Source organism: Mucilaginibacter sp. GW822-FHT03E02 (assembly GCF_058801545.1).
Genome location: NZ_JBXANJ010000001.1, coordinates 2,562,411 through 2,577,415 on the forward strand (window position 1 = coordinate 2,562,411; position 15,005 = coordinate 2,577,415).

Consider the following 15,005-nt stretch of genomic DNA (forward strand, 5'->3'; position numbering starts at 1 on the left):
ATGCAAACTACGAAATTGCCACGCTATCGCTCGCAATGACAAAAACAATAATACAAGTTATCTCAACCCTCCACCCTATACTCCGCCTGGTGCAAAACCGGAAATTTAACCGAGTTGGCTATAAAGCATAATTTGTTAGCCTCGTGGTGCAATTCATCCGCCTTGACCTGCATAGTGGCTTCTTTAAGGGTGATCACCGGTTTTAATACTACGTCGGTAAAATAGCCGCCGCCGTCGCTGGTTTCAACCATAGTACCTTCTGCGCTATCTTCATACGCGGTTACCACCACGCCGGCCACCGAACACAAGTGCAGGTACCAGAGCATGTGGCAGGCGGCTACCGATGAAAGCAACAGATCTTCTGGACTATAACGGGATTTATCCCCCCTGAAACTTGGATCTGAGGAGCCTGAAATATCCTGCTTACCATCAATGCTGATGATGTGGGCACGTTCATATGACCTATAATCTTTGGTTCCGGCACCGGTATTACCTGTCCAGGTGATGGTGGTTTTATAGTGATGATCTTTCATGATCTAATATCACCATAAAAATAAACACCATTAAATAAAATTAAAGATTGGTCATTTTTAAAGATGCCTCATAGTAACGCTGACCGGTATCTGGATATTTTTTTAACAGCTCGTCTATCTCCTGCAAATCTACAGCCGATAACTCCACATCAACAGCTCCTGCGTTTTCCTGCAGGTATTTGCGCTTTTTGGTGCCAGGGATAGGAATAATATCATCGCCCTGTGCCAGCACCCAACCTAAGGCTAATTGTGCGGGTGCAACATTTTTTTGTTGTGCCAGGGTAGCAAATTCATGAGCCAGCTTTTGGTTATTGTCCCAGTTGTCCTCGTTAAAACGGGGCAGTGTTTTGCGAAAATCGCCATCGGCAAGTCCTTCTTTATTTAGGGTATTGGTTACCAGGCCGCGCGATAGTGGGCTATAAGGCACCAATGAAATATTTAGTTCGAGCAGTACCGGCAGTATTTCGTTCTCTACATCGCGGGTAAGTAAGGAATACTCGCTTTGCAGGGCAGCAATAGGATGCACAGCATGTGCTTTGCGGATACTTGCAGCCGATGCTTCTGATAAACCAAGGTAACGTACCTTGCCTTCCTTAACTAATGCGGCCATGGCTCCTACCATTTCTTCCACAGGCACATTGGGATCTATGCGATGTGCGTAGTATAAATCGATGGTGTCGATATTTAATCGTTTGAGGCTTTGCTCAACGGCTGTTTTCATATAGGCCGGCGAGGCATCGAAATAAACATTCGAGGTGCCGCTACCCGCATAAGGGGCGTTTACATCCCTCACCCTGAAACCAAATTTGGTAGCGATAAATACCTTGTCGCGGTTTTGTTTTAGTACCTTGGCTATCAGCTCTTCGTTTTTGCCGTTGGCATACATATCGGCGGTATCCCAAAAGTTAATGCCCAGGTCGAGCGCCAGGTTTAGCGTAGCTAATGATTCGTCGTTATCTATCGGGCCGTAGGCGAAACTCATCCCCATACAGCCTAAACCAATGGCCGATAGTCTTTCGCCGGTATTCCCTAAATTTCTGTATTTCATAGGTATTATGTTTTTGTTGATACAAATTTAAGCAACCTGCAAAGCGATGCGGTTATAAGTATCAAACTAAATATTACAAAATTCAAACAGCTAACGCTAAGTCAAAAGTCTTTAGTCGTAAGTCTCAAGTCATTTTTGCGTGTTGCTTACTTCCGACTCAAACCGCCAATCAACTACAACAAGGCGTTTAAAAACCTTGCTTTTGCCAAAAATTCCTGACCAAAAAAAAACGCGACCAGGCAAAGCCCGATCGCGTTCTTTTTACCAGGGGGTAAAAATTATTTTTTACCTGAAGCAGCTTCCTGCTCAGCCTGACGTAATGCACGTGAAGTAGTTACAGATACGATAGTATCTTCCTGTGCATTGGTAATAGTTAAGTTTGGCAATTTAATTTCGGCCACTTTTACTGATTTACCAACTTCCAAAGCTGCAATGCTTACTTCAATAGCATCTAAATGATCTTTAGGTAATGCTTTGATGCGCAGTTTCCTTAGTTTTTGAACTAATTTACCACCCACTTTAACACCTGGCGAAGTTCCGGTTAATTTAACAGGGATCTCGATAGTGATAGGCTTTTTCTCGTCAAGCAACAAAAAGTCTACGTGGATAATTTGTTCAGTTAAAGGGTGAAACTGCAAATCTTTAATAATAGCCTGTGATTTAACACCAGCAACGTCAAGATCGATGAAATGAACAACCGGAGTGTAAACTACGGCTCTCAAATCAGCTGCGGACACTGAAAAGTGGGTTTGGGTTGGCCCACCGTAAAGAACTGCAGGCACTAAGCCTTCATAACGCAGCTCTTTAGCGTCTCTTTTCCCTACGTTCTCTCTTAGAGAACCGCTAATAGCAATTGATTTCATTTTTTTTTATTTTATTATTTATTGTTAGTTCATGGTTCATAGATCATTGTTCATGGTCTAATCCCCACAAGGTCTTCTTTTAGTTCATGGTTCATAGATCATTGTTCATGGCCTAATCCTCACAATTTTTATTTTAGTTCATGGTTCATAGGTCATTGTTCATAGCCTAATCCTTATAAGTTCTTCGTTCTTTTCAATCTCTATAGTTAATGTTTTACCATGAACCATCAACTATGAACCATAAGCCGCAATCAATCCACCCTAAACAACTGGCTTATCGAGCCGTGTTCATTTACATTGCTTATGGCTTTTGCAAACAATTCGGCGGTTGATAGTACTTTTATTTTGGGGCTTTCGTATTTCAATGGTATGGTATCGGTAACTATCAGTTCGGTTAATACTGAGTTTTCGATAGTTTCATAAGCTTTACCAGATAATACGGGGTGGGTACAAACCGCGCGTACGCTGCGTGCACCACGTTCCATTATTAAGCCTGCTGCTTTGGCCAGTGTACCGGCGGTATCGCAAATATCATCAATCAATACAATGTCCTGGTCGGTTACGTCGCCAATCAAGGTCATTGATTCAATCTCGTTGGCGCGTTTGCGGCGTTTGTCGCAAATTACAACCTCGGCATTAAAAAACTTGGCAAAACTGCGCGCCCTGTATGAGCCACCCATATCCGGCGATGCAATGGTTAAATTACCAAGGCCCAGGCTTTTGATGTAAGGCACAAAAATTATAGAAGCATCCAGGTGATCAACCGGTACATCAAAAAATCCCTGTATCTGCGCTGCGTGCAAATCCATGGTCATAATGCGGTTAATACCGGCTGCAACCAATAAATTCGCTACCAGTTTAGCGCTAATAGCTACACGGGGTTTATCTTTCCTGTCCTGACGTGCCAAACCAAAATACGGGATAACCGCGTTTACATAATGCGACGACGCACGGCGGGCGGCATCAATCATCATCAGCAATTCTATCAGGTTATCATTAGGCTGGTGGGTACTTTGTATCAGGAATACATCGCATCCCCTTACAGTTTCATTAAAATGTGGTTGAAATTCGCCATCACTAAAACGTGAAAGTACTACATCGCCCAATTCGCGGCCATAGGCTTCAGCAATTTTTTGCGCCAGTGCTTTTGAGCCCGAACCTGCAAATAATTTAACCGGATTAAATTGTAATGGCATTTTTTTGAATTTTGAATTTCGGATGTTCTATTTCGGATTTGTTTAATTTTCAGTTGCTTAGCGCTACATCATAAAACTATTAGCCGTGTTGATAACGTCCTAAAATACAATTCGGATTTCATTTTTTCTCCCGAATCTAAATCCGAAATTGAAAATACGAAATCCGAAATCTCTTGTTGCCCGACCAGGATTCGAACCTAGACAAACGGTACCAAAAACCGTCGTACTACCATTATACTATCAGGCAATCTCCCTGGATGTTTTATTCTCCGAAAAGGAATGCAAATATAAGACGATTTTTTAACTCTCAAAACAGAATTTGAAAAAAGTATTTACCAGCCTGTTTTACAGCTAAAAATGATTAAAAAGAGTTAACGCAAGCCGTTTGATTTCGGCATCATAATAGTTTTTTGCTAATTTCGGCTCAATTAAGCCTTTTGCATCGAAAGTATCCTAATATGAATTACAACAAAATCAACAATATTTTTGGCTGGATAGCCTTTGTTATCGCTACCGTTACCTACATTTTAACGCTTGAACCATCGGCCAGTTTTTGGGATTGCGGCGAATTTATAGCCTGTATCTTCCGTATGCAGGTAGCTCACCAGCCAGGAGCACCTTTGTTTACCATGATAGGTAAAGTATTTACGCTGCTATCCATGGGCGACAATACGAAGGTTGCCTACTGGGCCAATATGGCCTCGGCATTGGCCAGCGGTGCAACTATCCTGTTTTTATTTTGGACGGTTACCGCGCTTGCTAAAAAAATACTGGTTAAAACAACCGAAGATATTAATATCTCCAGCCTAATCATTATTATAGGTTCGGGTTTGGTTGGGGCTTTGGCCTATGCATGGTCAGATACGTTTTGGTTTTCGGCAGTTGAATCTGAAGTTTACGCGCAATCATCCCTGTGTACGGCAGTGGTATTTTGGGCCATCTTAAAATGGGATGCCCATGCCGATGAACCCAACGCCAACCGCTGGATTGTTTTTATCGCCTACATCATGGGCCTCTCCATAGGCATCCACCTGTTAAACCTGCTGGTAATACCTGCAATAGCTTTGGTAATCTATTTCCGCAAGGCAAAAGCTATCACCGTTCAGGGTACCCTGTTGGCATTTTTTGCGGGTGTGGTATCGGTAGCTTTTGTACTATGGGGCGTTATCCAGTTCACCGTTAAAGGCGCAGCCTTTTCCGATCTGTTTTTTGTAAACACCCTGGGTATGGGCTTCGGCAGTGGTGCTATCGCGTTTTTTGTTTTACTGATAGGCACCATTGCTTTTGGCATTTATTATACTGTTAAACAATCGCAGCCTGCTATCATAGCTTCGGCGGTGTGCTTTGTATTGGCGCTGGGTATTAGTACCGGCATTATTGGTGCGGTTATTGGCATAGGTATTTTGGCATTGCTGGAGTATGTGATTAAAATTCGTGAAAAACGTTTTGCCCTCAATAGCTTTTTTGTGTGCCTGTTGTTTATCCTGTTTGGCTACAGTTCATTTGTGATGATAGTAGTGCGTGCCAAGGCCGATCCTAACCTTAATAACAGCGATCCGCAGGATGCTTTTGCCCTTAACAGCTATTTAAACCGCGATCAGTACGGAGATACGCCATTACTATACGGCCAGTTTTTTGACTCTACCCCTACCGAGCAAACCGAAGGTGCTAAAATTTACCGCCGCGGTAAAACTCAGTACGAAGTTGCGGGCAAAAAACTGACAACAGTTTACGATCGTAATACCATTTTCCCGCGTATGTTTAGCGATAAGGGGGGCCATGCGCAGTTTTACCGCGCATGGAGTAAACTGGCCGAAGGCGAACATCCAACATTTGCTACCAACCTGGGCTTTTTTGGCACCTGGCAGGTTAACCAGATGTATACCCGCTATTTCCTGTGGAATTTTGTTGGCCGTACCAATGATCTTGACGGACAAACCAGCAATAGCGGCGCCGATGGCAACTGGATAAGCGGCTGGAATTTTAACAAGCCATTGCCTGCCGAGGTTACCCAAAGCAAAAGCTATAACCGCCTGTACTTTTTACCGCTGATTATTGGCCTGGTGGGCTTATTCTTCCACTTTAAAAGCGACCAGCGAAACGCCGGTGTAGTATTGGTACTCTTCTTTTTTACCGGCTTGGCTATTGTGCTTTACCTTAACCAGGACCCCCTACAACCACGCGAACGTGATTATGCCTACGCCGGATCATTTTATGCTTTTGCCATTTGGATAGGCCTTGGTGTTATGGGCGTGGCCGAGCTTTTAAGGAAGGTGGTTAATGCTAAAACCAGCGGAATTATTGCCACCGTGGTTTGTTTATTAGCCGCTCCCATACTAATGGCCAACCAGGAGTGGGACGACCATAACCGGTCGACCAAACTTACGCCGCATGATATGGCCTACAACTACCTCAATTCCTGTGCGCCAAACGCTATTTTGTTTACCTATGCCGATAATGATACCTACCCGCTTTGGTATATACAGGAGGTTGAAAACGTAAGGCCAGATGTACGCATTGTCAATTTAAGCCTGCTGGGTACCGATTGGTATATCCGTGGCATGAAGCATAAAATGAACCAATCGGAGCCTCTGCCTATTACTATGCCCGACGATAAATTTAAAGCGGGTGTGCGCGATGTGGTTTATTTAAGCGATAAAAACCTGCCAGGCTCAACCGAGTTAAAGGATGTTTTTGATTTTATTACTTCGGATGATAAAGCTACCATGGCTGAGTATGGTAATGGCGATATAGGCAACTACCTGCCAACCAAAAAGTTCAAAATAACGGTTAATGCAGACGATGTGGTTAAAACCGGAACAGTGCCTGCCGCCCAAAAGGACCAGATAGCGCCCGAAATGGATTGGACATTTAACGGCAAATACGTAACCAAGGATATTTTGGCTATGATGGATATTTTGGCCCACAATAACTGGAAAAGGCCAATTTACTTTGCTACCACCGTACCTGATGAAAACCTGATAGGCCTGGGCAAATATTTGTATAGCGAAGGTTTTGCAAACCGCCTGATGCCATTAAAAGTAGATACAGCTGCAAACCAAGCCGATTTGATTAACACCCCGGTGATGTACCATAACATGATGACCCAATACAAATGGGGTAACATGAAAACAGCCAGCTACCTTGATCATGAATCAAACACCATGTTTTACCCACTTATCTCGAGGTTATACTCCAGCCTGGCCGATAACCTGTTAAAAGAAGGCAAACCCGACCTGGCTAAAAACGCGTTAAAAAAATACGACGAGGTAATGCCCGAAACTATCCCGAATACCGAGATAGCCATCCGTAAATATTACCTGATTGAAACCGCCTATCGCCTGGGCGAAACCCAGATGGCCAACAAACTGGCCAACCTGGTTGATGCCTACGTAACCAACCTCCTGGCTTATAATTTAACACTGCTGCAAAGCGGCGATACCACGCTGGAAAGCCGCGATATCCAATACTCGATGTCGATGCTGAATGGGCTGGTAGAGTTTTCTAAAACCTACAAGCAGCCACAACTACAAGCCAAATTTGACGCGCAGTTTAAAGATTACGAGAAAAAATTAGGCATGGGTACGGGGAAATAGAATTAAGCATTTAAATGGGCTGTTATGGTGAACCCGTCGAACCATAGCGGGCAAAGGCCTCTCCGCGCGAATCTTCGACAGGCTCAGACTGACAGGCCTCCCACCGAATACGTTAAGAATAGACGCTCTTGTAACAAAAAGGGTGATACTAAAAAAAGCGGCAATTGCCGCTTTTTTTAGTATATGTTATTCATGTCCGAAAACTATTATTCGTTTACTACTCCCATCGAACAGAATTTTTCGATGCGCTCGTTAACAAGTTCGGTAACGTCTTTTTCTTTGAGGATTTTAAGATCTTTTAGCAATTGTTTTTTTAGCGTGGCCGCCATAGCTACGGGATCCTGGTGGGCACCACCAAGTGGTTCTTTAATAACGCCGTCTATCAGCTTGTTTTTTAGCATTTCTGTAGATGTCAATTTCAACACTTCGGCGGCACGTTCTTTATTTTCCCATGTTTTCCAAAGGATGGTTGAACAATTTTCGGGCGATATTACCGAATACCAGGAATTGTCCAGCATCATTACCTTATCGCCAATACCTATACCTAATGCGCCACCAGATGCACCTTCGCCAATGATAACACAGATGATAGGTACTTTAAGTATCGACATTTCTAACAGGTTACGGGCGATGGCCTCACCTTGTCCACGTTCTTCGGCTTCAAGGCCGGGGAATGCTCCGGGGGTGTCAATCAAGGTAACAACTGGTTTGTTGAATTTCTCGGCCATTTTCATCAGCCTCAGGGCTTTGCGGTAGCCTTCGGGGTTAGCCATACCAAAGTTGCGGTACTGGCGCTCTTTGGTGTTACGCCCTTTTTGCTGGCCTATAAACATCACGGTTTGGCCATTTAAAGTTCCAAAACCGCCAATGATGGCTTTATCATCGCCAACTGTACGGTCGCCGTGCAATTCAATAAAATCATCGCACATCAGCTCAATATATTGCAAGGTATATGGCCTTTCGGGGTGGCGGGAAATTTGTACTTTTTGCCAGCCGGTAAGGTTGCCGTATATTTCTTTTTTGGTGCTTTCCAATTTGGCTTCCAGCTCTGCAACCGTTGCCGACATATCGAGCTTGTTTTTATCTTCAACCTGCTTCACCTTTTCAATCTGCTGCATCAGCTCGGCAAGGGGTTTTTCAAAATCAAAAGTTATTTTCATACACTTTATTTGGGGCCGCTAAATTAAACAAATCAATCGGCAAATTTATCAATTATGATTTTGCAAAGTTTCCAGCTTTTTTATCTGGGCCGGCGATAGCAATTTCCAGGTATTGTAACAGGCAACTAAAATGGCATCCCGCAGTTCGCCGTAGTACAAGCCCGACCGGTTTCCATAAAAAATGATGCTGCCTTCGTCGGTTCCTTTGCTTAGCAAATCATCCAGTCTCTTTTCGTTGGTAACAATAAATCCCCCCATTTCAATTCGTTTACGCTTCAGCTCTTTAGCTATAGCTTCAATCTTAGTAACTTGTATAGGGCTAAGGCCTGCTTCCTTTTTAAACTGTATAGCCACATCCGGCATTGGGTAATGATTCAGCAACGCTACCGGTGGCATGTTATAAATATCCTCTCCTTTTAACAATGCCGTATACTGCGCATCCGTTAAAGTTTTAACGGGCGATTTTTTCAAGGTACTATCAGGCGTCTGCGCCGCAATTCCACTATAAATAAACAGGGAAGCTATAAATACAGGTATTGTTTTCAGCATAGGTTGCAGTTTACGAAAAAGCCGCAACTATTAGGCCAATAAACTTCCAACTTTCTTAATTTGAGTAGTAGTTATGAAATACGATACGCCAAATAATCAAACCGAATCCTACCTAATATCCCTGATTTATGCTGCTTTACCTTCATGCCTGAAGATAGAAGCCTGAAACCTAAATTAATAATTGATTGCAAAAGCTAGGCAAACGGAAGACCCATTCCCGCAGGCGAGTCTTCCGTTTTCACTGATCCTCGAACGAATACTTTATTTAACGACAGTTGCTTCCAATTCAACTTTTAAAGTTTCGAATAAGCTTTTCACCTCCAAAAGCGTAAGTGCTTGTTTGACGCCATTCCTGACGGCCCAATCTTGAAAAATCTTAAAATTCGACAAAAGCTCAGAGGTTGATGTCGTATAAATATTTAAGCGGACGATCCCTTCAGGTTTGTACCCTGCCTTGCTGATCACAGTCTCTAAATTCTGCAATGCTTTGGTCAGTTGAGTTTTCATATCGTCATTACTTGATATTCCGTCATCGCTTATAGCGGTTTGTCCCGAAATGTAAAGTGTGCTTTCCACATGTCTTGCTTCAACAGCCTGTACATAACTGCGTTCGTCCTGCCACCCCCAGGGATTGATTATCCTTTTTTCCATCTGTGCATGTTTTGAAGTTTGCGCCCATGCAGATGCAGTAATTGTTAATAATAGTGTTGCCAGTTTTGCGATCTTTTTCATAATTGCAGTATAAATTTACAGTGCAAAAATCCGGATAACATTCGGGATCAAGCCTTGATATACCTCACCATTATCATGTGAGGTATATCACACTATTAATTAAAACGGCTCAAAGTTTCACGGGATACTCCCAGGAATGCAGCCAGCTGACTTTTCGGCACCCGCTGAACGAGTGAAGGATATTGCTTAAGAAGTTGTTCGTAACGCTGTTTTGCATTAGAGGTTAACAAAGAGACGATGCGCCTTTGTGCACCAAGAAAGCCGAAGTTGGCTTTTTCGAGAAAAAATTTTTCCATCTTTTCCATTCTATCACAAAGATTGCGGTAATTTTCCAGCGTTAAGCACAGTACTTCTGTATCTTCCAGGCATATCAGTGACATGGTCGATAGGGTCTGCGTATAATAGGCCAGAAAATCGCTTTCCCACCAGTCTTCCATAGCAAACGAGACAATGTGCTCCTTTGCCGTGTCGTCAATATACACCAGCTTTAAAAGCCCGGACAGAATAAAAAAATTGTGTTTTACAGATTCTCCTTCCTGAATAAGAAATTGATGCTTTTTAAATTTTTTAGCGGTGAAATGACTTAATACAAATTCATACTCATCATCGTTGAGTAACACGATCTTTTCTATATGGTTTCTTAGTCTTTGATCCATGCTCCTTTTTTAATGATTTCTATACTAATAAAGATAATTATCTCCACCTTAAAAAACGCGGGAAGTATAAAAAAGGGTTTCCGATGCATACTAAACCCGAATGATTATTGGGGTCTGCACTCGGCTTTCATTATCTTACCACTCTTCGATTTCACAATATAAAATAAACATTTCACTAAAAAAGGGCAGACTGCGGTCCTATTCCACCTTTACCACCTTTGTCCGTGCCGAAATCCCGTTTTCATTAAAAGCCTCTATCTGGAAGTAGTAGGGCAAATCCCTATCCATCCCGCTAAAATAAAACTCGTTTTTGCCGTATACCATCATGTTGTTGTACAGTTTATCGGGCGCTATGCCAAAATAAATGGTATAGCCGGTGGCGTTATCATTGGGTTTCCATTTAAGCCAGGAGTTACGGCGCTCGCTGTCGCCACGCAGCACAATCAGGTTTTGAACAGTATCGGGTTTTGCGCCTGCTCCTTTGCCAAATACCCGGAAGCCCGATAGCGCAAACTTTCCTGTTGGCATATGCAGGTTTACCATTTTCAGGTAACGCGCTTTTACAGGGGTTTTTAGTTCGATATAATCATGCGGCACATCTTTTTTGTTTTGGCTCTTGTCGATTAAAGGTTTCCAGGTTTTGCCATCTACCGACGAGTAAACTATATACTGGTGATAAACGCCCATTGATTTGCCCATAAACGTGGCGTCCTGGTCGGCATAGTTAATTTGCACGGCGTTGATGGTACTGGTTTCGCCCAGGTCGGTTTTAAACCATTCGCCTTTGCTGGCAGTTTTGGCGCTCCAGTAAGTCTTGATATCTTCGTCAACCGCGTTGTTGGCGTAATAAGCGCCCAGGGTTGATGATACTTCTACCGGCTTATTATAGTTAAGCATCATCCAGCCGGTAAAGTTACTTTGCAGATGGTCTTCGGCACCGGTGGCTAAATATTGGGGATAATCGCCATAGGCGGTGTTGCAATACAGCGTACCGTCTTTATCAAAACCCGCGGGCCAGAAACCAACACGGCGCTCAAAGTTGTTTTTTACCGAAATACCCATAGTGCTGATATGCCAGTAATTGCCAAACTTATCAGCCCAGGTTGCCCCATGCCCTGCTCCTTTTGCAAAGCCGCCGGGTTTGTATGAGAATGGGTTATGCTTTTGATAAGTGAACGGACCAAGCGGTTTATCGCCCACAAAAACGCCATCGCCATAGCCGCTTTGTTCGGTACCGGGCGCGCCAAATTGCAGGTAGTATTTACCGTTGTGCTTGTTCATCCAGGAGCCTTCAATAAAGGGCAGCAAAAACACATTATCATTGTGCTCGCCAAAACGTTCCCAGCCATGCTTTTCGGGATCCAGCTTAACCATTTCCTTTTTGGGGCCGATAGGTTCAAATGTTTTCCTGTCAATCTCCTGCCCGTAAAGCGGCAGCGTATTGCTCGATCCGTGGTAAATGTAAACCCGGCCATCGTCATCAGCAAACATACCAGGATCCCAGGCACCTACTTTAAAATAGTCTTTAGCTGCTTTCCAGTCATCTTTGGTAGGGTTGGTACTCATCCAAAGGGTAAAATCTTTATTATAGGTTGATCCTATCACCAGCAAGGTATCGCCTAAAACTAATGTTGCAGGCGCGCAAAGTTCATCGCCGGCAACCTGGTTGTAGGGGCGTACAAATTTGCGGTAAACAAAATTCCAGTTCAGCATATCATCACTCCACCAGTAACCAAACTGGTTTGTGCTGAACAGGTAATATTTGCCTTTAAACAGGGTCATGGTGGGGTCGGCAGTGGCGCGGTGTTTGCCCCAGCTTGCAAAACTATCAAAGGGTGTGTAACCATAATCGAGATTAAGGGGGTTGCAATAAGTTAGCCCTTTGGTTTGCGCGCTTGCATCCCGCAGGAAAAAGCAAAGCAATAGTATCAGTAAAATACGGGCAGCTATCTTCATCATATATGCACTGGTTTATATAGGTAATAACAGGATGCTAATATCTGTTTTTAAACAACAATTAAAAGATGGCTTACTACTACATTTACTGCACAAAAGCTCCCGGTTTGGCTAAAAGCTTACCCAAACCATGTTAACCATTACTCAAATTGTAAACTTTTTAACATTATGTGTTAAAAACACAATTAATTTGTAGATTCATGGCGTAAACCAATTTGTACCAAAATCCAGTTTTATGAAAAAGAGATTCCTGCTGCTTTTCATTGTGCAATTATTTTTTTGCGCCACTTCATTTGCGCAATATCCCAAAATGGATAAGCTGCTTTATGGTGTAGCTTATTACGATGAATATATGCCTTACGAGCGGCTTGACAAAGACGTGCAGATGATGAAGGAGGCTGGCATAAACGTGGTTCGAATTGCCGAATCGACCTGGAGCACTGTTGAACCGCAGGATGGTGTTTTTGATTTTACCCATATAGACAGGGTGTTGGCGGCTATGCAAAAAGGTGGCATCAAAGTGATTGTCGGCACCCCTACCTATGCCATACCCACCTGGATGGCCAAAAAGCATCCCGAAATATTAGCCATTACACCACAGGGCCAAAACCAATACGGGCCAAGGCAAAATATGGATATTACCAATACCGATTTCAGGATGTATGTCGAGCGGGTGATCCGCAAGATAATGGAGCATGTGAAAGATAATCCCGCAGTTATTGGTTACCAGGTTGATAACGAAACCAAATCATACGGCACATCGGGCCCAAATGTGCAGGCGCTATTTGTAAAATACATGCAGGCCAAATACAAAACCCTGGATAATATTAACCATATCTTCGGCCTGGATTACTGGAGCAACCGCATTAACGCCTGGGAAGATTTCCCATCGATGAATAGTACCATCAATGGCAGCTTGTCATCTGAATTTGCCAAGTTTCAGCGCCAGGTGGTTACCCAATACCTGGGCTGGCAGGCGGCTATTGTGCGCGAATACAAACGCCCCGACCAATTCATTACCCAAAATTTCGACCTGGATTGGCGTGGCTCCTCTTTCGGTATCCAGCCTGATGTTGATCATTTTGCGGCTGCCAAGGCCATGGATATTGCAGGGATAGATATTTATCACCCCAGCCAGGATAAGCTTACAGGAGCCGAGATCTCTTTTGGCGGCGATGTTACCCGCTCCATGAAGGGCGGCAAAAATTATTTGACAATAGAGACCGAAGCGCAGGGATTTGCTCAATGGACACCTTACCCAGGACAATTGAGATTACAGGCTTTTAGCCACCTGGCCTCGGGCGCCAATATGGTGGGCTACTGGCCATGGCACTCCATCCATAACTCGATCGAGACCTATTGGAAAGGCCTGTTAAGTCATGATTTTGAGCCGAACCCGGTTTATAACGAAGCTAAAACAATCGGTAAAGATTTTGACCGCTTAAGCCCGAAACTCATCAACCTGAAAAAGAAAAACGATGTAGCCATATTGTTCAGCAACGAAGCACTTACCGGCTTTAAGGCTTTTGGCTTTGGCTGGGGTGTACGCACCGGCTACAATGAGGTATTGCGCCAACTGTATGATGGCTTATACCATATGAACGTGGGCTGTGATTTTGTTGACCCTACGAGCCAAAATATCGAAAATTATAAATTACTGGTAGTACCGGTTTTGTATGCCGCGCCCGACAGTTTATTACAACGGCTTAACCGTTATGTAAAAAATGGCGGCCACATTATTTATACCTTTAAAAGCGGCTTCAGCGACGAAAATGTTAAAGTGAGAACTACTCACCAACCTGGCATAATTAACGAGGCATTAGGAATTTACTACAGCCAGTTTACAGTGCCCGAAAACGTTGGCCTTAAAGGCGATGATTTTAACCTGAAACCCGAAGATAAAAAGCTTAACACCTGGATGGAACTTATTACCCCTACCACTGCCAAAGTGCTGGCTTATTACGACCACGCGGTTTGGGGCAAATACGCGGCCATTACCGAAAATACATACGGCAAGGGCCTGGCAACTTACATTGGCTGCGTTACAACAAGCGCCGTTACCGATAAAATACTGGCCGACGCGGTTAAAAAAGCAGGCCTATGGGGTGCAGATCAGCAATTGGCTTTCCCGGTAATTACCAAGTACGGCGTAAACCAGGCGGGTAAAACGGTACATTATTATTTTAATTATTCGGATAAGGAAGCCAGCTTTACTTATCCATATGGGAATGGGAAAGAACTGTTCTCAGGAGCAAGTGTAAGTAGCAATTCTGCTATGCAATTGGAACCTTGGGGGATGAAGATTGTGGAAGTGAATTAGGGGGATTAATTGATATTTGGAAGGCCTTCCGGGATTACCGGGAGGCTTTCTTGCTGGGGGTATTAAATGAGCTTTCATTTTTCCGGGCGTCATATCATAAGCTGCCTTGCGGTGAATTTGATTGAGAACGCTGGTAAGGTCTTTTCGTTGGTCAAAAAACAGGCTTAAAATGCAAAGCGATCTACAGCTTGTTCGCTAAAATCTTTCGTTCGGCAATCCCGCTTTATATCCTGGATATTATCAATCGGTATTTAACAACTCATCATCACCTTGTGTGTAGCAGTCGATGACGTATCATCTATCTCCATCGGCAATTCGTCGGCTCCTCTGAGGATGAACCTGCTCGCGTTAAATCCCTGATCCAGAAACTATTTGGCCAATAAAGAAACCTGTTTT

At 43.6% G+C, this 15,005-nt stretch carries 11 protein-coding genes and 1 tRNA gene; 2 read left to right on the top strand and 10 right to left on the bottom strand.

Translation table 11 applies throughout. The annotated features are described in order from the left end of the window. Positions 1–62 precede the first annotated feature (62 nt). The 5 genes from AC1RM2_RS10815 to AC1RM2_RS10835 all read right to left on the bottom strand — a co-directional run bounded on the left by AC1RM2_RS10815 (position 63) and on the right by AC1RM2_RS10835 (position 3,887). Complete coding sequence (locus AC1RM2_RS10815) at positions 63–533, bottom strand: OsmC family protein (protein ID WP_492985105.1); 471 nt, start codon at positions 531–533, stop codon at positions 63–65. Positions 534–573: 40 nt separating this feature from the next. Beyond that, positions 574–1,581, bottom strand: a complete 1,008-nt coding sequence (locus AC1RM2_RS10820; RefSeq protein ID WP_492985106.1) for an aldo/keto reductase — start codon at positions 1,579–1,581, stop codon at positions 574–576. Positions 1,582–1,859: 278 nt separating this feature from the next. Next, a complete protein-coding gene (locus AC1RM2_RS10825; protein ID WP_477451665.1) occupies positions 1,860–2,444 on the bottom strand; it encodes a 50S ribosomal protein L25/general stress protein Ctc in 585 nt (194 codons plus the stop codon). Positions 2,445–2,695: 251 nt separating this feature from the next. Further along, positions 2,696–3,640, bottom strand: coding sequence for a ribose-phosphate pyrophosphokinase (locus tag AC1RM2_RS10830; protein ID WP_492985107.1), 945 nt, complete (start codon positions 3,638–3,640; stop codon positions 2,696–2,698). A 176-nt stretch (positions 3,641–3,816) separates the two neighbouring features. Next, positions 3,817–3,887: transfer RNA gene (locus AC1RM2_RS10835), tRNA-Gln, on the bottom strand. A 211-nt stretch (positions 3,888–4,098) separates the two neighbouring features. On the opposite strand from AC1RM2_RS10835, the gene AC1RM2_RS10840 reads away from it, so the two are divergent. After that, positions 4,099–7,236, top strand: a complete 3,138-nt coding sequence (locus AC1RM2_RS10840) for a glycosyltransferase family 117 protein (protein ID WP_492985108.1) — start codon at positions 4,099–4,101, stop codon at positions 7,234–7,236. A gap of 206 nt (positions 7,237–7,442) precedes the next feature. Here AC1RM2_RS10840 and AC1RM2_RS10845 read toward each other — a convergent pair whose 3' ends face one another. The 5 genes from AC1RM2_RS10845 to AC1RM2_RS10865 form a co-directional block, all read right to left on the bottom strand. Next, positions 7,443–8,396, bottom strand: coding sequence for an acetyl-CoA carboxylase carboxyltransferase subunit alpha (locus tag AC1RM2_RS10845; RefSeq protein ID WP_090651831.1), 954 nt, complete (start codon positions 8,394–8,396; stop codon positions 7,443–7,445). Between the two features lie 48 nt (positions 8,397–8,444). Beyond that, a complete protein-coding gene (locus AC1RM2_RS10850) occupies positions 8,445–8,945 on the bottom strand; it encodes a hypothetical protein (protein WP_492985109.1) in 501 nt (166 codons plus the stop codon). A gap of 261 nt (positions 8,946–9,206) precedes the next feature. Continuing rightward, on the bottom strand, positions 9,207–9,677 hold the full coding sequence (locus AC1RM2_RS10855; RefSeq protein WP_492985110.1) for a RidA family protein: 471 nt from the start codon (positions 9,675–9,677) through the stop codon (positions 9,207–9,209). A 95-nt stretch (positions 9,678–9,772) separates the two neighbouring features. Beyond that, the gene (locus AC1RM2_RS10860; RefSeq protein WP_090651829.1) at positions 9,773–10,333 is read right to left on the bottom strand and encodes a Crp/Fnr family transcriptional regulator; all 561 of its coding nucleotides are present in this window, start codon (positions 10,331–10,333) and stop codon (positions 9,773–9,775) included. A 198-nt stretch (positions 10,334–10,531) separates the two neighbouring features. Next, on the bottom strand, positions 10,532–12,292 hold the full coding sequence (locus AC1RM2_RS10865; protein ID WP_492985111.1) for a family 43 glycosylhydrolase: 1,761 nt from the start codon (positions 12,290–12,292) through the stop codon (positions 10,532–10,534). Between the two features lie 232 nt (positions 12,293–12,524). Between AC1RM2_RS10865 and AC1RM2_RS10870 the strand changes: the two genes are divergently transcribed. Continuing rightward, positions 12,525–14,609: a beta-galactosidase gene (locus AC1RM2_RS10870; RefSeq protein ID WP_492985112.1), complete on the top strand. Its 2,085-nt coding sequence runs from the start codon at positions 12,525–12,527 to the stop codon at positions 14,607–14,609. The last annotated feature ends 396 nt before the right edge of the window (positions 14,610–15,005 follow it).

Coding starts and splice junctions, on each gene's coding strand:
- AC1RM2_RS10815 (WP_492985105.1), bottom strand. CDS start 533: ATGAAAGATCATCACTATAAAACCACCATCACCTGGACAGGTAATACC.
- AC1RM2_RS10820 (WP_492985106.1), bottom strand. CDS start 1,581: ATGAAATACAGAAATTTAGGGAATACCGGCGAAAGACTATCGGCCATT.
- AC1RM2_RS10825 (WP_477451665.1), bottom strand. CDS start 2,444: ATGAAATCAATTGCTATTAGCGGTTCTCTAAGAGAGAACGTAGGGAAA.
- AC1RM2_RS10830 (WP_492985107.1), bottom strand. CDS start 3,640: ATGCCATTACAATTTAATCCGGTTAAATTATTTGCAGGTTCGGGCTCA.
- AC1RM2_RS10840 (WP_492985108.1), top strand. CDS start 4,099: ATGAATTACAACAAAATCAACAATATTTTTGGCTGGATAGCCTTTGTT.
- AC1RM2_RS10845 (WP_090651831.1), bottom strand. CDS start 8,396: ATGAAAATAACTTTTGATTTTGAAAAACCCCTTGCCGAGCTGATGCAG.
- AC1RM2_RS10850 (WP_492985109.1), bottom strand. CDS start 8,945: ATGCTGAAAACAATACCTGTATTTATAGCTTCCCTGTTTATTTATAGT.
- AC1RM2_RS10855 (WP_492985110.1), bottom strand. CDS start 9,677: ATGAAAAAGATCGCAAAACTGGCAACACTATTATTAACAATTACTGCA.
- AC1RM2_RS10860 (WP_090651829.1), bottom strand. CDS start 10,333: ATGGATCAAAGACTAAGAAACCATATAGAAAAGATCGTGTTACTCAAC.
- AC1RM2_RS10865 (WP_492985111.1), bottom strand. CDS start 12,292: ATGATGAAGATAGCTGCCCGTATTTTACTGATACTATTGCTTTGCTTT.
- AC1RM2_RS10870 (WP_492985112.1), top strand. CDS start 12,525: ATGAAAAAGAGATTCCTGCTGCTTTTCATTGTGCAATTATTTTTTTGC.